Origin of the sequence: Candidatus Brocadia sinica JPN1, from assembly GCF_000949635.1 — a bacterium.
Lineage (GTDB): Bacteria > Planctomycetota > Brocadiia > Brocadiales > Brocadiaceae > Brocadia > Brocadia sinica.
In genome coordinates this window covers 3,528,458-3,546,554 of the sequence record NZ_BAFN01000001.1, presented here as the reverse complement: position 1 = coordinate 3,546,554, position 18,097 = coordinate 3,528,458, and the positions used below count along the sequence as shown (strand labels likewise).

Here is an 18,097-nt window from a genome sequence, read left to right as displayed (position 1 = left end):
TACCGGGGAACAAAGGATGTGACGGCGTACGTCACATCATATATGGCCGTCAAAGATCTGGTAACCCCGCACCATATATCTTCTTTAAAAGTATACCATAAAGGGTAAAAAAGGCAAATAGGCAGACCCGATGCGTAGCCACCCAGGCAAGTCCCTTATTTCTTTGAAGTTTCTTTTTTAGGACGCCCAGCTTTTACGGGTTTACCTTCAACAGAACCGTTTTCCCAAGGTATCCCCTCTTTTTCTAAGTACTCAATTATGAGCTTTTCAAGAAATGACGACATAGACCGGCGGTCTTTTTGGGCTGCCTTTTCTAAAGCCTCTTTTATTCCAGGAGTTAAAACGATGCTATATGTTGCTTTTTTCATGACGAAGATACTATCAAAAAAAATTTAAAACTTCAATAGAAATTAGTTGACAATTATATATTAATTAAATATCATGTAATTATCACTGATAATTACATAATTTTATGGAGGTGAAAAATTTATGAAATCAAAAAGGGTATCTGAATTTCTAACGGAGGATGAAATTAGCGTGATCCTCAGGGCACCGGACAGGAGGACGCTGAAGGGCAAGCGGGATTATGCCCTTTTGCTCCTGATGTTCTCCACGGGACTCAGAAAGGCGGAGGTATGCAATCTCAGGGTTGCAGACGTTACCACGTACCGGAATCAACCGGTGGTTGATGTGATGGGTAAGGGTGATAAATACCGGCGTGTTGCACTGAACAGGGATGTGATGGAGGCTGTGCTGGAGTATCAAAAGGCGATGAAGCAAAGATTCACCGCAGAGAACGCAGAGGAAAACAACCCCCTTGCCCCCTTTGATAAGGGGGATAACACACCCCTTACCCCTCTTGATAGAGGGGAAAAGTATTTATTTTATACCCTTGGGGAGCATGGGAATTGTGAGGTGCGACCGCTTACGCATAAGGCGGTGGATTGTCTTTTACGGCGGGTGAGGAAGGATGCCTTGATTGCCAAGAGGATTACTCCACATACCACGAGACACACCTTTGCTACCACGCTCCTGGATAAGGGGGTTGACCTGAAGACGGTGCAGGAGCTTTTGGGACATAGCCACATAAGGACGACTGAGAAATATTTGCATACATCAGATGAAAAGAAGATGGATGCCATTGCGCGGTTGCAGTTCGCATTATGATTATTCACCGCAGAGACGCAGAGGGCGCAAAGGAAAATAAATTGTAGGGGCACGGCGCCCGTGCCCTATTTGGTTTTTTTGGCAAAGAAAGGATAATGGAGGGTAATAGTCATGTCTAAAAAAAATTGGGTACCGCCAAATATAAAACTGGTGACTGAAACAGTTTCCGAATCATCGGAAATTGTTAAATATGCTGGACTTCCACCGATGGAACAGGAACTTATCAATATGGTAGTTGCTATTCTGCGCGGAGAAAACGAGGGCAGCCGGAAGGCGATCATTAAAACCATCGAGGCATGCTATGAAATTAGGAATGTGATTAATGCGCCTGGTGAATTTAAAAAAAACCAACAACATCGGATAATTAAATTCGAAAGGTGAAGGAAGGCGGGTAAAAGGGATATAAAGAAAATTTTAATTTTTTTCTTGACATCGGTGTTTATATAAAGTAACTATAGTTATTATAAAGTAACTTAAAGTAAACAAATAGTAGGAGGTCACATGGCTGCAGAAGATAAATATATGACGGTTGACGAGGTTGCTCAATATCTTGGCTTTGAGAAGCAGACCATCTACAACAAAATCCACAATAAACAAATCCCTTTCCACAAGATCGGTCTGAAAGCAGTCAGATTTAAAAAGGCTGAAATTGATAACTGGATAGTGGAGCAAAGAAAGGAAGAAAGGCGCTATCTTAAAAAGGGTGACCGGTATTATCTTGTATCAGATAACCCTACAGGGATCAACCAAATAACCAAAGAGAGCGTGCTTTTAGAGGAAGTGAGAAGCACTACAACGGATTACTGGCGTGAAGAAAGGCTCCCTTTTGAATTTGATGGAGAGGTTTTAGAAGCTGCCAAGGAGATCTTAGACGCAGAATTAGTATATCCACGCCTTATGAAAAAGAACACGCCTGTTTATGAAGGTTCTGAAATCGGCGCCATAACAAACTATTTAACAATACAGGAAGTCTTCAAAGGTAAACTGGATTTGGATATTAGCTATCTTCGACAACTAAAGAAACGGCTGATTGAAAATGTGAGAGAGAACCTCTGTATAGCTGACCCTGATGCCGAAGAAAACTTGAAAGCGGCTTATATTGGTTTCATTAAAGAGAGTCTTGTAAATGAAATCTTGTCTGAGTTTACAAGGATTGTTGTTTATCTAGAGTATGGGAAGCTGGAATATAGGCAGAAAGAGAACAAGAATGCACCTATTTCCCGTCGTGACAGCCACCAGGAAGACCTTGTTAGCTACGCGAATAGATACTTCGATAGTGAAACTTTCTTCGCTTTATATGTTCATGGGTTCTGTTATTTTACTATGAATTTTTATTCGTTTCCAGTATGTGGCTTTTTTGTGATGGACAAAGCAATAGATGAACTTACCCCGGAACAAATCGAGACGGGATTAAGGGAAAAGATTTTTACTGGGGATGAGGCAAGAGAAGGTGTCATTAAAAGAATCAAACAAATAGAGGCCGAAGTAAAGGCCTTGAAATCGTTACTCAAACAACCAAAAAAAGGAGGTTAAAATCATGGGAAATATGTCGTCTCTCGAATTCAACGAATCGCCAAAAGAGCGGGAAATTAAGATATCCATGAAAGAGCAATTTCCTATCCCTGTCAGGATAATAGATGATTTGGGTATGGTTGTCGGAAATTACCAAATTAAAAAGACAAAAAGTAATAAATTCATGATGCAGAAATAAACTTATCTGTCCGGGACAGGTAAGAATAGGCAAGCCAGCTATTAGCTAGCCACATTTTAAAAATAGCAAGCCAGCCGATTGATGGGAAGTAATTCCCGTTAATCGGCTTTTTTGTTTTAAGGTGCGTGGTTTTGGTCGCAGAAGCAAATCGGCATGTTAAAAATATGCTTATTAAGCGTGTTTTGAGACCTGGTTTTTGATTTTAAAGGAAGTACAAGGCGTGAAAAAGAGAAACACCCTGTCGTATAAGCAAATGATCAGGGCAAAGGCGTAAGGACTGTATGTGTGATTATGTTGATGGTCGAAGGGATTGTGAGGTTGAAACGTGTCCTCTATATCCTGCTATGCCATATGGCAAGCTGAGAAGGAAACACACCCCTAACCCCTCTCAAGAGGGAAAACAAGTTTTTTAAACAGAGGTTGAAAATGGATAAGACTACAGACGTACTGAGCAAGATTGACTATAAAAGTTTTTACACAAGGCACATACCGGGGTTTGACCCGAATGGCAAGACGGAGGTTCAATGTCTTTGCCCTTTCCACAACGACAAGGATCCTTCCTTATCGGTAAACCTGGAAAAGGGTGTTTTTAAATGCTTTGGTTGCGGTGAGCAAGGAGGCGTGGTCAAGTTTATTCAATTGCGGTATGGGCTGGATAAGAAAGGCGCCCTTGAAAAAATTAAGGAGGAAGAGGGAATAAAATCTGATCCTGAATCAAGTTCAGGACGAAATCCAAAATCCAAAACTACCAAGAAGCCTTCACATCTCACCCTTGATCAGGTGAAGCTCATCCATAACCAATTATTGAAGAACGAGACGGCATTAAAGACCTTCCAGGATAAGTACGGTTTGTTCAGAGAGACCATAGAAAAGTACCTCATAGGCTATCAGAATGAACATTACGTTATCCCGATGGAAATTGAGCCGGGTAAGTGGACTTTTAAGGAACATAAGGGCAACCAGCTTAAAAGTGGAAAGGTACTTTTGTATCCTTCCAATGTGATCAAAGAGGATCTCCCTTTTATCCTCGTTAGCGAGGGCGAATTCAAAGCATTACTTCTCAACCAGATGGGTTTCCCGGCTGTCTCTGGGACCGGCGGGGCTAACACCTGGAAGCGGGAATGGAACTCACTCTTTACCAATCTCAATGTGATCCTTGCATATGACAATGACGAACCGGGAAGGCAGGGAGCCTTGAAGGTAGCCGAATTCATTAAAGGTACTGCCAGGAGCGTGAAGGTCATTCAATGGCCGTCCTTCATGGATTCCAAAGACAAGAAGGACGTAACGGACTTCTTTGTTACCCTGGGGAAGACAAAGGAAGACTTTCAAAGGCTTATTGATAGTGCGAAAGAGATCGCTTTTGAAATAAAAGAGATTGACGGTATCAAGCTTATAGAACCGGAGGGGTTTGAGGTTAAAGAGGATCGAGTAAATCAGATAATCTACTTCAGAGATGATTCAATCAAAAAGCCTGCCTTTTATACCCCACTTTTCATTACCGGCCGGGCAATAGACGTTGATTCAGGTTTTGAAGACGTTGAGATCGCCTTTAAGCGGGACCATAAGTGGAAGAAGATTTGGATCTCCAAACTGTTGATCTCCGATGCGAAAAAGATTATTGAGCTTGCAAGTCACGGTTTACCGGTAAATAGCCGGAACTGCGGAAAGATGATTGAATACCTGGCAGCCTTTGAGCACTTCAATATGCAGCTTATCCCAAAGACCTTCGTTTCCAAAGGCTTTGGTTTTAAGTCTGTTGAGAACAAACGGGTGTTTATCCTTGAAAAGATGATAGGTAAGAAAGCTGGCCAGGGCAATAAAGAGGTATCCGTTGAGTTTTCGCCGGAACCCGGCTACGAGAGGTTCGTCAAGGCAGTTAAGCCAGAGGGTACGTATGTAAAATGGAGGGAATGTATAGAACCTGCCTTGAAATATCCCTATGCTGCATTTGCCTTTTATGCCTCGTTTTCCGCGCCACTTCTCAGGATGCTCAAAGCGCCGAATTTTATTATCGACTTTTGGGGCAATACATCCGTTGGCAAGACAACCGTTTTGGAACTGGCTGCCAGCGTATGGGGAAATCCACACAAGGAGGCGGGAGGACTGGTCTTTGGCTGGGATTCCACGAAGGTATTTTTAGAAAGGATTGCTAACTTTTTTTGTGATATTCCCATCTTTCCGGACGATTCGCAAATGGTAGATGACCGTACCATGTCGAGTATGCTTTATCAGATTGCCAACGGCGTTGGTCGCGGACGCGGTGCTACCGCTGGCATCAGGCATAATCCAACGTGGCATACAGTCTGTTTTTCCACAGGCGAACGTCCTTTAATCGAATGCACCACCTTTGCCGGCGCCCGGGCGCGTACGATTGAGCTTTATGGTTCACCCTTCCCCAACATAGGAGGTGATTTCATCAATGAGCTGAAGACGGGGTTAAGGGAAAATTACGGGCACGCCGGGGCCAAGTTTGTAGAGGGTATCCTGTCCATTTGGGACAACGTGGATAAGATGAACAGGCTAAAGGCCGATTACAAGATGTACCAACGGGCGTTATCTCTGGAGGCAAATTCAGAGGTAGGAGATAGGTACAGTCATTACTTTGCGGTGATCAAGCTGGCGGCAGACCTTGTTTATGAAATTTTGGGGATTGGCGATCCTGTGGCAGCCAGGGAATTTATTGACCGGGTGTTTGACAACGTAATCAGTGAGTCTTTGAATGATGTAGATATTGGTACCAGGGCAATGCAACACGTCTTATCCTGGGCAAGCGGAAATGAGCAATACTTCAAGGATACCGATTTTGAGTCTTACGGCCAGTGGAAAGAGGGGGAATACATAGGGATTTACCCTCATAAGCTTGCTGAGGTTCTCAGAAATGAGAAATTCTCAGAAAGGGCCATTCTTAAATCCTGGGCTGAAAAAGGTTGGATTAAGTGTGAGGGTGGAAAGTTTACTTGTTCAAGAAATGCCAGGATAGAAGACGGGATAATTAAGCAAAGAAGGTTTACCATTATTCCCTGGCAGGTGGTTAAGGAGTTTTTAAATATATGACGTATACTTTTCAAAAGTGTGGTGTAGTAGGTGTAGTAGGTGTAGTAACCCGCACCAATAAAGGGATTCCAGATTATTCAAGGTGTAGTTGTGGTGTAGTGAGGTGTAGTCAAGGTGTAGTAAGGTGTAGTCAACTACACCTTGTAACTACACCTTTTTTAACCAAAAACACCAGTATTTATAAGGGTTACTACACCTACTACACCTTTTTGTTATTTTTCCTATAGGAGCATTTTACATTTCTAAGTTATTTTTTATGGCAAAAGGGATAACGAAGGCACAAAAGGCGAAGATTTGGACAAAGGCCCAAGAGATAGGGATGGCGGAGGAACAGCTCCGGGATCTCGTCAGGTGGATATCTGGCCAGGACTCTACCAGGGAGCTTACCAAGCGCCAGGGGATAAAGCTTATTGATGTTATGGAAGGTAAGAGATCTGTTTTTGAAAACAACCCCCTGAATCCCCCTTTGTTAAGGGGGACTATCCTGACATCGAAAAAAGATAAGAAGATTATAGGCCGTTTTGTACCCCTGGCAACACCCGGTCAACTATCTTTTATAGAAAATCTTAAAAAAGAGGCCGGATGGGATGATGAACATCTTACGAACTTTATCCGTAAGAGATTTAGCAAGGATATCCTTGATAAATTAGGCGGTAATGAGGCTGGGGTTGTTATTACAGTCCTCAAACGTGCTAAAAAGAAACTGGTTACAGAGGTTTAACATGTCATTTCTTGATACTGATTCAGGCCAAAAGATTTTCAACCAATATTTGAAAAAGGTGAACGGTAGCAGTCAGAGGGTTTACCGGTCAGAGATACAGCAATTCTTTGACTTCAAGAATTGTGAGATCTCAAATATCAGTAAAGAGACTCTCCACTCCTACCAGGAAAGGCTTTCCCATGAGCATTCGTCAAAGACTGCTAAGAGGAAGTTTTCCATACTCAACGGCTTCTTTAAGTTCCTGGAAAAGAAGGTTAAGGGATTCCAGAACCCTATTGACACCTTAACGGAGTTTAAGACCCATACCGGCATCAAGAGCGAAGATTTTACACGATATCTTGGCGGATTCCTGGCTATCCAGAATACCACGAATACCCGGAAGAGTTACGAGAACCTGATCAAACTGTTCTTTACCTGGGTAAATAAGGATCTCTGTGATATCTCAAAGATAGACCTCCTGGCATACAGGGACTACCTCAGAGGGCAAAACTACCGGGATACAACGATTTGGAATAAGTTTATATCCCTCAATCGATTCTTTAAGTACATTGAACGGGAAAATAGGAAGTTCAGGAATCCTATCCTTTTTAAGGAACTGTCCCTTATCTTTCCAAAGAAGGATAAGGGTTACTATACCGTCCTTTCTGTATCGGAGGCACAGCGGCTATTGGGCCAGCCGGACCGGAAGACGGAGATCGGGAGGCGTGATTATGCAATCCTCGTAATCATGCTCGTGTATGGTCTCAGGGCAAACGAGATAGCTGGCCTCAGGCATAAGCACCTTGAACACGACAGGGTGAAAGGTCAACAAAAGGTCTGGATTACGGACAGGAAGGGAAGATTTCAGAACAGACCAAAGACGGCCATTATCCTGAACGGGAAGGCATTGCAGTCGTTTGATACCTGGATTGGTATTGTGAAGGGGTACGGAATAAAGATAACCGGGGAACTGCCTATCTTCTTACCCTTCATCTATGACCGCGTGGATCGCAAACTAGTGATAAGAAGGGATAGGCTACCAGAGGCGCTTTCCGTTAAGTCTGTGGAGAATATCGTGAAGCGGTACCTTAAAAAGGCCAAGATTGAAAGAGACGGTGAGGTATTGAGCGCGCATGCCTTACGGCATACGGCCTTTACGGTACTTGCCCAGGAGGGTGTGCCAATACAAGATATTCAGAAACTAGCAGGACACCAGGATATAAATACCACGATGATTTACGTCCATTCAGCACAAAGCTATGACAATCATCCGGGTATGCATAACCCATTAAATAGATAAAGCCACGCACCCTGATAAGTACATGGCTTTAGGGGAGGAAATGCCACTTTCCTTATGCGATAAGGGCATCTTATATCACGAAAGGAGGATGGATGGAAGAAGAAAATTTTGATCTTGATTCCTCTGTAAACAGGGGAAGCGGGGAACGAGGGCTGTTACGGATGTTTTTAAAGGATGTGGGGGGAATGCAGATGCTTACTCAGGAAGAGGAAATGAGTGTTGCCAGGAGATCATGGATAGGAGATGAGGCGTCAAGGAATCACCTTGTTGGGTCGAACCTGAGATTTGTCATTACGGTGGTTTTTCAATACTGGTCTCCTGGACTTCCCTTGATGGATATGATTTCTGAAGGATGCCTGGGGCTTATTAAGGCTGCAGAGACCTTTGATCCTGATAAGGGGTTCAAATTTCTGACCTATGCTGGATATGCGATAGTGCAAGGGGTTAAAAAAGCCGTTCAGGACCATAAGCAGTATGGGTATGAATCCCTTGATGAACTGATCTACGGGAATGAATCAGAAATGACGCAAGGGGATATCCTCATATCGGAGGATCCACAAAGTGAGGAGACGGCTTTTTATAGTCAGGTATGCGATTTCCTGAACCGCTTAAGTGCCAGGGAAAGAATGGTTATTACTCTGAGATTCTGGCATGATCTTACCCTGGATGAAGTAGGCCAGAGAATTAACCTGGGAAAAGAAAGGGTAAGGCAGATTGAGGTAAAGGCGCTCAGGAAATTACGGTGGGCAATTGAAAGGACAGCGATCGGAATGGCTCACAAGCCGATACGGTCAGGTAGTTCGGCGGAGTGGGCCTCCCCTTTCCTGAACGTTCCCGTAAAGGACCTCTCCTCCCCACAGCGGAGGGGGCGTCAGATATCGGTTATAGGGGCTGTAGCCCAACCGATATCTCACGGGATTAAAATATCAAATGTTGGTTGATTTTGCAAGGAAAACGTGAAGGCCTTGAAATAGCAGGCTTTTCAGGCTGGAAGTATGAAGAGTTTTAAAAACAGGGAAAAGGTTTTAACAAGGCTGGGAAGCCTTGATTATACAGGGTTTTTGAAGGGATTTCGTATAATAGTAAGATTATATCCTATACATAAAGGTCAAAACACCTTGAATCCCTTGATTTATAAGGGTTTTCTGCCAGTTTTACCTTGCCTGAAAAAATGACGGTGAGAAGTATATTTTATGATAAGCATAATTCTTGAATCTACTCTTAGTTATCTATTTACAATATGTTATGACTACTTCCCAAAGGTGGAAATGTTAAAACTTTTGAGAGTTTTAACATGCAAGAAATTGCCATGCGTGAATGTTGCATGCGCATCGTGGCAAACAAGTGGCTGTTTTGAGCCACAAGGGGGAGTGGACACAAACTTTTGATACTTCGGGCTGTTTGATTCCAAAAAAGAGTAAAAAAGGTGGGAAAAAGTACGGCATATCTTCGGTGGTTTATGAAAGATAGGAGGTAAAAGTGAAGGGCGTAAAAGAGGTTAAAAAGGTTCAGGTCGGCGGGAAGAAACACCTTGTACTGGCCGAGGATGCAGAAATTGAAAAACTTCTCCAGAGGGGATTATCTCTTAAAAGGAAAATCAAGGACCTCGATGAAGAACTTGACAGCATTCAGGAACGCCTCATTGAGATTGCCAGGAACAGGCAGAAGGAAACAACAACCGTTACACTTGACGGAATAACGGCCCGGGCCGTTGTTACGTTCCGGGAATCCTATATCGTTAAGGATGAGGTCGAGGATATAAAAGTTCCGTTGGGACCGTTGTTTGAGATGTTCTTTGAAAAGAAGTCGGAATATAAAGCCACCCCTGACTTTAAAAAGTTCATGGAATCAGACCACGCCCTGGGGATTGAAGCGCCAGAAAAGGTAAAAGCAGATATCCTGAAGTACGTCTCTGTGAAAGAGACGAAACCTTATTTGAAAATGGAGGAAAAGACTGATGGAAAATGAAATCCGTCTGGATGATCTGCCTCCCACTTATCAACAAATCGCCATGGTAATAGGTATTGAGAACGTCGTAAAGCTTGGGAGAGAATTAGGCGGGGAACAATTCTATTTGCCTAAATTGGATGTTTGCTTAGCCAGGGTAAAAAAGCGGAAGATCATCGAAGAGTTTAAGGGTGGTAATTACGGAGAGCTTGCCAGGAAATATGGAGTTACCTCGTTTTGGGTACGTGAGATCATCAAAAAACACAGACGTGAAATGATAAATAAAAAGCAAACCGTGAGTACTTTAAATGCCGGGTAATATAAGTGAATCTTTTGTTACCCAAGTGAAAAAATCAGTCCAGAAAAATTAAGGGTTTGCGAGATGCTGACCGGGTAGTGAATTGGGTAATAAAAAATCATTATGGAAAAACGATACGTAAATATCAAAGAAGTTTCCGAATATACCTCATTGCCGGTTAAGACGCTCTATGATTGGGCAAGTCAAAGAAAGATTCCATCAATCAAACTTCGGGGACGTGTCCTTTTTGATCTACAGGACATAGATCAAATAATGGCAGCCCATAAACGCGATGCACAACAATGTGATAAAACGGTCAATAAGATTGTTGGCGACATTCTCGAAAACAATTATAATGCCTGATAGCGGTCATACAGACACGATCAGTCACGGGAAAGGGGGAGGAAATGTATAAACGTGGCGGTGTTTGGTGGACTTGCATCAGGTATGGAGGCAAGAAAATTCAAAGGAGCCTTGAAACGGCGGATAAGAAGCTTGCTCAGGCAATAGAGGCAAAGATTAAAACTGAAATTGTTGAGGGAAAATACTTTGAAAAGCTTACCGGAAATAGTAAGACCTTCACTGATATGATGGAAAAGTTTATGAAGGAACACGCCCCAAGTGTGTCGATCAGTATGCAACGAAGTTATTCCGCATCTCTCAAACACTTAATCCCCTTCTTTGGTACATCAAAATTATCGTCCATATCTCCCAAGATGATTTCTGAGTACAAGGTGTTAAGGAAAAGTGAAGAGGCAAAACCAGCCACCGTTAATAGGGAATTGGCCATGCTCTCAAAGGCTTTTAACCTAGCAGTCAAAGAGTGGGAATGGATTAAGGATAATCCTGTTTCTAAAGTTCCCAAAGAGAAAGAGGGTAATGATAGAGATCGTTGGTTGGCCGATGACGAGAAGAAAAGATTGCTTAATGTTTCTCCTCCATGGCTTCGGAATATTATCATTTTCGACTTGCATACTGGATTACGTCAAGGCGAACTGCTTTCCCTTCAATGGAATAGGGTAAACCTGTTACGAAGAACGATAATCATCCAGGAAACAAAGAGCGGAAAGCCAAGGACGATTCCTTTGAACCAGGTGGCATTCGATATTCTGACGGAAAAATCAAAGATAAGGAATATTAAAAATGATTTGGTGTTTTCCAGTGGCGTGGGTAACAAGATTGACCGTCATAATCTGAGAAGGGCTTTTAATATCGCAATAGAAAAGGCTGGTCTACGGGATTTTCACTTCCACGATCTGCGGCATACCTTTGCAACGCGGTTAGCGCAAAAAGGAATTGATATTTATAAAATTTCAAAGCTATTAGGTCATCATGACATACGGATGACTCAGCGATACAGTCATCATTGTCCAGATAGCTTGAGAGACGGAGTTCAGATTTTAGAAGCTGACTACAATTTGACTACACTTGAGGAAAAGCGAGAAGTGGCAAATGCCTGAAACCCTTGATTTTAGTGGTCGGGGTGGCGGGATTTGAACCCACGACCTCTTGAACCCCATTCAAGCGCGCTAGCCAAGCTGCGCTACACCCCGACTTTCATCCATTATAGTATCTTTTTATCTATTATCAACTTAAATCTCTTTTGAAATATTTTGACATTGATCTTATTTTCTAATATAATTCAGTTTGATATTTTGTTAAAAATATTACCTAATAACCTTATATTCTGCATATTCAGGTATTTTTAATCTTTTTTAACCAAATTGAATGGATAAAAAAAACAAAACCAAGAAGTCACGATTTTCTATTGGATATATCCTGCTTTTTCTTGCCATCATGTATGTAGCGCAGATATTTTTATCCCCTAAGGCCGAAGAAATATCTTACAGCCAGTTCAGGCTCTATCTTAAGAATGGATATATAGCAGACTGCACGGTAGGTGCTAATCTTATCCGAGGCCATTACAAAAAATTGTCGGGTGAAGGTGACAAAGAAGAAAAGATTGCATTCGTTACAGTACCAATACAAGACGCAGAACTCGTCAATGAACTGGAATCACAGAAGGTCAGGTTTAAAGGCGCATCTGAAAATAATTTCTTAAAAAACATCCTGATGTGGTGGATATTTCCCTTCGGTATCATGGCGTTAGGGTGGTTTTTCCTCTTTAAAAGGGTTGGCGGGATGGGTTCTCCTTTTATGTCCTTTGGCAAGGCAAAAATTAAGTTGTATTCAGATAATGGTTCACAGAAGACAACTTTCATTGATGTTGCAGGATGTGAAGAGGCAAAAGAAGAGCTAAAGGAAATTATAGACTTTCTTTCTTACCCGGAGCGATTCCAAAAACTGGGAGGAAAAATCCCCAAGGGCGTGCTTCTGATCGGTCCACCCGGAACCGGCAAAACGCTCCTTGCAAGAGCCGTTGCAGGTGAAGCAGGTGTGCCATTTTTCTCAATTAGTGGTTCAGACTTTGTCGAAATGTTCGTTGGAATGGGCGCTGCCCGAGTACGGGACATGTTTGAACAGGCAAAAGCAAAGGCGCCATGCATTGTTTTCATTGACGAGATTGACAGTGTTGGCCGTCAACGTGGCACAGGACTGGGTGGCGGTCATGACGAACGTGAACAGACTCTTAACCAGCTTCTGGCCGAGATGGATGGATTTAATTCACAGAAAGGGGTTATTATCGTTGCTGCGACCAACCGACCTGATGTCCTGGATAGTGCATTGTTACGCCCGGGGCGTTTTGACCGTCAAATAACTGTTGACAGACCAGACCTTATTGGCCGAGAGGCTGTACTGTCTGTTCATGCCAAAAATGTAAAGATAGATTCCGATGTCAGCTTGAAAGTCATCGCAAAACGCACCGCAGGTTTTTCGGGGGCAGATCTGGCAAATGTTGTCAATGAAGCGGCACTTCTTGCCGCACGGCACAATAAGAGCTCAGTCGGCATGCAAGAATTGGAATCCTCCATAGACAGAGTATTAGCTGGTCCGGAACGAAAGAGCAGAATTATGAGCGATACGGAAAAGAAGGCAGTCGCAATCCATGAAGCAGGTCACACCTTGGTAGCCGCACTACTTCCCAACACAGATCCCGTGCACAAAGTTTCTATAATTCCGAGAGGGACGGCTGCACTGGGATATACTATGCAATTACCTTTGGAAGATAAATACTTGACCACAGAACCTGAAATCCTGGATACCCTTTGTGTATTACTGGGAGGACGAGCTGCAGAAGAACTGGCAATACGCAAAATATCAACCGGCGCCCAAAACGACCTGGAAAAGGCCTCACAGTTGGCTAGAAGTTATGTATGCCGATTTGGTATGAGCAGAAAATTAGGACCCCAGACTTTTGGCAGGCAATCGGGAAACATTTTTCTCGGGCACGACCTTGTTCAAGAAAAAGAATATAGTGAAAAAACAGCCGTTGCCATTGATGAAGAGGTTACCAATCTTATCATGGGAAACTACGATAGGGTCAAAAAATTGCTCAACGATAATAAGGATAAACTCAATCTGTTAGCAAAGAAACTCGAAGAGAATGAGGTATTAGATGGAGAACAAGTTCTTGAATTGTTAAACATTGAGAAAAAACAACCGAAAACCCATAAAGAAATGGACGTTGCTCCAATAGAACAACCTCAACAGCATCTGCAATACATTCAAAAAGAAGAGGAAAAGCAGCTATAAGTGGTATTGTTAACCATTATTCATTACAGCGGAGCGGCTCAGAGTATGCGGTGGAATCTATGCCGCCGTCCTGCAAACTTAAGTTCACACTTCCCAACAGTCATTTTATTCCGTACTATCTAGCTGCTTGTGCTTCCGCGAGAAGGGTTTGTGGAAGATTAAAATTAGAATAGACGTTTTGCACATCGTCGTGATCCTCAAGCGCCTCCATAAGTCCTAGTACTTTACGACCCATCGCATCGTCTAGGTCAATATTGTTTTTGGGTATCCAACACACCTCGGCACTTTCGATCTTAACGCTTTTATTCTCAATAGCCTTCTTCACGGTATCCAAATTCACTTGCGGGCATATGATCTGAAAAATATCTCCCACCTGCTGTAAATCTTCGGCCCCGGCATCTAAGACTAACATCATGAGATCGTCTTCATTGAGACTATTGCTACCCACGATAATAAGTCCTTTTTTTTCAAACATCCAGGAGACACAACCAGATTCCCCCATATTTCCGCCAAATCGCTCAAATATCTTTCGTATTTCAGGGGCAGTTCTATTTTTATTATCTGTCAGGATTTCAACCATTAAGGCTATGCCATGAGGTCCGTATCCTTCGTACAAACATTCAAACAACTCTGATGCCTCACCCCCCCCCGTACCTTTCTGAATGGCTCGCTCTATGTTTTCTTTAGGCATATTAACTGCTCTGGCCTTACTTATGGCAAGCTGTAACCTTGGATTCATATTCGAGTCGCCACCACCTCTTCTGGCAGCCACAGTAATCATGCGAGCTATCTTCGAAAAGATTTTGCCCTTTTTCGCATCTGCTGCACCTTTTTTATGCTTTATACTTGCCCAATGTGAATGTCCAGCCAATTTCTTTTATTTCTCCTAAAAATATTTTTAGAAAAAACTCATGGTTGAATGCCACTTTTAACCTCTATACGTTTTTTGATAACCTTTGAGCCTGTTTCTTCCACAGATATTAACCTCTTTAGTTTTTCCAATTTCGTCGTAATGTTCTCTATCTGTACTTCTTGATTAAACATCTTCTTATATAAGTCCTGCGCCTTCCTCCAGGCATTAACAGCTTCGTCCCAATTCCCCAAACTATAATGAACATCCCCGATATGATCATAGATATCCGGTTCTTCCAGAAATTGTACAGCTTCCAATAACTTTTGAAGCGCCTTAATTAAATAATCATGTCTTCCTTCCACCTGTGCCTTCTTGTAATAGGCCCAGCCCAAACTATCAAGATATGCGCCATTCCGGGGTTGTGCTTTTAACGCCTTGTTAATAAGCTGAATTGCTTCGTCCAAATTTCTATTGTTTTCAACAAACAGGTAACCAAGAAAGTTATTTGCTTCATGAAAATCAGGATCGAGCTTTAAGGCCATCTGCAATTCTTCTTCTACTCTATCGAATCTTTTATCTTCGTAATAAAGATTCGCCAACAAAAAATGAATATCCCGTATTGTTTCTTTATCCAAAGGAATCAATTTCATATTCTCAACAACTGCGATTGCTTTATCAATTTTACGTTGATTTCTATAAATTTGGCATAGCAAGAAATATTCCTTCGAGTTCTTACTTCCAGCATCTATATTTTTTTTGAGAATTTCCTCGATTTTTTTAATTTCTTCGCTTTGTTGGGACTCATTGTTTGTTTTCTCGTATATCTCGGACAAGGCTAGGCGCATAACCCAGTTATCAGGTTCTTTTTCCAAAAAAACCTTTGCCTCTTTAATGGCGTTGTCATAGTCATGAAGTGCATCATAGCAGAGAGTGAGATAAAAACTTGCAAAACTCAACTTTGGATCAGCCTCTTTTACCTTTAAAAAATATTCCAGGGCCTTTTTTGTATCATTTTTTTCGAAATATTTCTGACCGATCTCATAATATATCTTTGCCGGTTCACTTACAAGTTTCATGTCGAACATGCTCTTATAACATTCTATCCCCTTTTCCATCATACCTTCCTGCATATAAAGATTGGCAAGTCGGTAGAGAGTATCCGCCAAAAATACGTGGTCCAGCTTTGTTGTTTTACACTGGCGAGCGTATTCATATTCCTCAATAGCCTCCCTATATTTTCCAACAGTTTCATACAGTGTAGCCAATGTATAATGCACGCTAAATTCATTTGGTTTGATTTTGGCTAATTTTTCGAGATAATCGATCGACTTTTCATTCTTTCCTAACTGGAAATAGCATGTAGCTAAATGTTGCATAATTCTTCCCGAAGAACGATCTAGTTGAATCGCTTTTTCAAAATTAGCAGCCGCATTTTCCCAATCCCTATCCAACAGGGAAAAATATCCGGCACAAAAATAGGCATGCGCTTTCTCTTGAGCGTGCAAAGGGCTGCTCTCAATAACCGGCAAGGATTGACTGTCATGTTTAGCTGCAATACTACTACATCCCTGGAAACTAATAGAGAAGAGTATTATAAAAACAAAAATAACAGAAAAAGATTTGACAAATAACATTTCATACTTCTTTGTATATCCTTAACATATCGGAACTCCCGCATCTTAAAGAATAACTTTATTTAATGGATATTCAATAATCCCTTCAGCTCCGGCTCTTTTTAACTCAGGAGTGATGCTTCTTGCCACTGTTTCATCCAGCACAGTTTCAATTGCATAACCAGCCCCTTCAGACAGTGTAGAGACCGTTGGTTTTCTCAATGCAGGCAATTTTTTTAGCACCTGATCCAGGGCCCCGTTTGGAACATTCATCTTTAATCCAACCTTTGCACGGGCAATAATAGCTCCTTCAAATAGCATTGCAAGATTCTCTATTTTTGTACGTTTCCATTCATCTTTCCACGCATGATGACTGGCAATAAGCTGAGTTGAAGATTCCATAACGATCTCAATGATACGAAGTTTGTTTGCCTTCAGACTACTCCCTGTTTCGGTAAGTTCTACAATCGCATCTACTAAGTCTGGAGCCTTTGCCTCGGTAGCACCATGAGAAAATTCAATATCGGCAACCACCCCACGTTCTGCGAGATACTGCCGTGTCACGTTCACAAGCTCCGTCGCAATCTTTTTATTCTGCAGATCATCCACGGTGCGGATGGTCGAACTTTCAGGCACAGCTAAAACCCATTTTACCTTCGTCAACTGTTGTTTAGCGTACACAAGACTCACAACCACTTTCACATCAGAACCAGCTTCTCTCACCCAATCTGCGCCGGTCAGACCAGCATCAATAATCCCTTTTTCAACATATCTGGACATATCTTGCGGCCTGATTAATCGTATGGAAATTTCATCGTCATCGATCGAAGGGTAATAAGACCGGGGACTAACGTGGACAGTATAACCCGCCTTTTTCATCATTTCAATTGTTGCTTCCTGAAGACTGCCTTTCGGTAAACCTAAATGTAATTTTTTCATTCTTCTAACTCACCTTCAATTGTAATGTCACTCCCCTTAACTGCCTCGTCAATAAGGTTTGAAATATGCTGACTTTTTTTTAACGATTCATCCAAATAAAACGTCAACAATGGCGTATATCTTATCTGCAGGTGTGCGCCCACCTTTGCTTGAATAAACCCTCTGGCATGTTCCAGCGCCTGCAAGGTTTTTCTCTGAGTAAGAGCATCCCCCAAAACAGAGATATACACCTTTGCTCTTTTTAAATCAGACGCAAGTTCAACATTGGTAACCGTAATAAAACTTATCCGAGGGTCTTTGAGTTCGTAAAGTATGATTTTACTTACCTCTTGTTTAACTGATTCAGACAATCGCTCTACTCTTCTTGAAGGCATAACAACCCCCTTCTTTATTGTAAACAAAAAAGTATACATATCACTAAAAAGGGATTTACAATATGGATGTACATCTCTTACGAATGGAATTAAACAAATTCGAGGTGATAACCAACAAGCTCTACAGAAGTTGAGATTCGGAACATATTAAGTAAATTCGACAAGACACTATTCACATATCCCTTATCATTTCCTACCATTGCTATCCCTAATCTGGAATATTGGCAATGATCTAAAGTTCCAATTTCTGAGACAGAGACGTTAAAATTATTTTTAACACGATCTTTCAGGCTCTTAATGATGCGACGTTTGTCCTTTAAGGTATTTGCACTCCGGATTACCAATCGAATATTGAGAACTCCAATTACGGCATCATCAGACTTGTAAAACTCTAATTTCATAAGTGCATCATAGTCGCAATTAAAATTGTCCCAATTGCCAAGAAGGAGGATAACAAGGGGTTAAAAATCTTTTTCTAAAAATG

The 18,097-nt window shown here is 42.0% G+C and carries 19 protein-coding genes and 1 tRNA gene; 13 read left to right on the top strand and 7 right to left on the bottom strand.

Features of this window, described 5'->3' with window-relative positions; all coding sequences use genetic code 11:
• Positions 1 to 155: 155 nt before the first annotated feature.
• Positions 156 to 368, bottom strand: coding sequence for a hypothetical protein (locus tag BROSI_RS16235; RefSeq protein WP_052564817.1), 213 nt, complete (start codon positions 366 to 368; stop codon positions 156 to 158).
• A gap of 121 nt (positions 369 to 489) precedes the next feature.
• Here BROSI_RS16235 and BROSI_RS16230 point away from each other — a divergent pair, with 121 nt between their 5' ends.
• The 12 genes from BROSI_RS16230 (at position 490) to BROSI_RS16175 (ending at position 11,640) form a co-directional block, all read left to right on the top strand.
• Positions 490 to 1,167, top strand: coding sequence for a tyrosine-type recombinase/integrase (locus BROSI_RS16230; protein ID WP_052564816.1), 678 nt, complete (start codon positions 490 to 492; stop codon positions 1,165 to 1,167).
• Between the two features lie 111 nt (positions 1,168 to 1,278).
• Positions 1,279 to 1,548 (top strand): hypothetical protein, encoded by a 270-nt coding sequence (locus BROSI_RS16225; protein ID WP_052564815.1) that lies wholly within the window; start codon positions 1,279 to 1,281, stop codon positions 1,546 to 1,548.
• 120 nt (positions 1,549 to 1,668) lie between these two features.
• Positions 1,669 to 2,700, top strand: coding sequence for a helix-turn-helix transcriptional regulator (locus BROSI_RS16220; protein ID WP_052564814.1), 1,032 nt, complete (start codon positions 1,669 to 1,671; stop codon positions 2,698 to 2,700).
• A 4-nt stretch (positions 2,701 to 2,704) separates the two neighbouring features.
• A complete protein-coding gene (locus BROSI_RS20035; protein WP_157842580.1) occupies positions 2,705 to 2,878 on the top strand; it encodes a hypothetical protein in 174 nt (57 codons plus the stop codon).
• A 426-nt stretch (positions 2,879 to 3,304) separates the two neighbouring features.
• Entirely contained in the window at positions 3,305 to 5,935 is a 2,631-nt protein-coding gene (locus BROSI_RS16215) for a DUF927 domain-containing protein (protein WP_052564813.1), read from the top strand.
• Positions 5,936 to 6,191: 256 nt separating this feature from the next.
• Positions 6,192 to 6,656, top strand: a complete 465-nt coding sequence (locus tag BROSI_RS16210; protein WP_052564812.1) for a phage protein GemA/Gp16 family protein — start codon at positions 6,192 to 6,194, stop codon at positions 6,654 to 6,656.
• A gap of 1 nt (position 6,657) precedes the next feature.
• On the top strand, positions 6,658 to 7,935 hold the full coding sequence (locus BROSI_RS16205) for a tyrosine-type recombinase/integrase (RefSeq protein WP_052564811.1): 1,278 nt from the start codon (positions 6,658 to 6,660) through the stop codon (positions 7,933 to 7,935).
• Between the two features lie 92 nt (positions 7,936 to 8,027).
• The gene (locus tag BROSI_RS16200; RefSeq protein ID WP_052564810.1) at positions 8,028 to 8,876 is read left to right on the top strand and encodes a sigma-70 family RNA polymerase sigma factor; all 849 of its coding nucleotides are present in this window, start codon (positions 8,028 to 8,030) and stop codon (positions 8,874 to 8,876) included.
• 538 nt (positions 8,877 to 9,414) lie between these two features.
• The gene (locus BROSI_RS16190; RefSeq protein WP_052564808.1) at positions 9,415 to 9,903 is read left to right on the top strand and encodes a hypothetical protein; all 489 of its coding nucleotides are present in this window, start codon (positions 9,415 to 9,417) and stop codon (positions 9,901 to 9,903) included.
• Entirely contained in the window at positions 9,893 to 10,201 is a 309-nt protein-coding gene (locus tag BROSI_RS16185; RefSeq protein ID WP_052564807.1) for a Mor transcription activator family protein, read from the top strand. Before BROSI_RS16190 ends, BROSI_RS16185 begins: the two co-directional genes overlap by 11 nt.
• Before the next feature lie 102 nt (positions 10,202 to 10,303).
• On the top strand, positions 10,304 to 10,543 hold the full coding sequence (locus tag BROSI_RS16180; protein WP_052564806.1) for a helix-turn-helix transcriptional regulator: 240 nt from the start codon (positions 10,304 to 10,306) through the stop codon (positions 10,541 to 10,543).
• 44 nt (positions 10,544 to 10,587) lie between these two features.
• Positions 10,588 to 11,640, top strand: coding sequence for a tyrosine-type recombinase/integrase (locus BROSI_RS16175; protein ID WP_052564805.1), 1,053 nt, complete (start codon positions 10,588 to 10,590; stop codon positions 11,638 to 11,640).
• 15 nt (positions 11,641 to 11,655) lie between these two features.
• Here the strand turns inward: BROSI_RS16175 and BROSI_RS16170 are convergent.
• Positions 11,656 to 11,733: transfer RNA gene (locus BROSI_RS16170), tRNA-Pro, on the bottom strand.
• A 175-nt stretch (positions 11,734 to 11,908) separates the two neighbouring features.
• Here BROSI_RS16170 and ftsH point away from each other — a divergent pair.
• Positions 11,909 to 13,834, top strand: a complete 1,926-nt coding sequence (gene ftsH, locus BROSI_RS16165; protein ID WP_052564804.1) for an ATP-dependent zinc metalloprotease FtsH — start codon at positions 11,909 to 11,911, stop codon at positions 13,832 to 13,834.
• 115 nt (positions 13,835 to 13,949) lie between these two features.
• On the opposite strand, the gene BROSI_RS16160 is transcribed toward ftsH, so the two are convergent.
• From BROSI_RS16160 to BROSI_RS16140, 5 genes are all read right to left on the bottom strand, one after another.
• Entirely contained in the window at positions 13,950 to 14,705 is a 756-nt protein-coding gene (locus BROSI_RS16160) for a YebC/PmpR family DNA-binding transcriptional regulator (protein ID WP_052564803.1), read from the bottom strand.
• Positions 14,706 to 14,743: 38 nt separating this feature from the next.
• Positions 14,744 to 16,321 (bottom strand): tetratricopeptide repeat protein, encoded by a 1,578-nt coding sequence (locus BROSI_RS16155; protein WP_052564802.1) that lies wholly within the window; start codon positions 16,319 to 16,321, stop codon positions 14,744 to 14,746.
• A gap of 45 nt (positions 16,322 to 16,366) precedes the next feature.
• Entirely contained in the window at positions 16,367 to 17,239 is an 873-nt protein-coding gene (hisG, locus tag BROSI_RS16150; RefSeq protein WP_052564801.1) for an ATP phosphoribosyltransferase, read from the bottom strand.
• Positions 17,236 to 17,613, bottom strand: a complete 378-nt coding sequence (gene rbfA, locus BROSI_RS16145) for a 30S ribosome-binding factor RbfA (protein ID WP_052564800.1) — start codon at positions 17,611 to 17,613, stop codon at positions 17,236 to 17,238. Before rbfA ends, hisG begins: the two co-directional genes overlap by 4 nt.
• 89 nt (positions 17,614 to 17,702) lie before the next feature.
• On the bottom strand, positions 17,703 to 18,014 hold the full coding sequence (locus tag BROSI_RS16140; RefSeq protein WP_052564799.1) for a DUF503 domain-containing protein: 312 nt from the start codon (positions 18,012 to 18,014) through the stop codon (positions 17,703 to 17,705).
• Between the last annotated feature and the right edge of the window lie 83 nt (positions 18,015 to 18,097).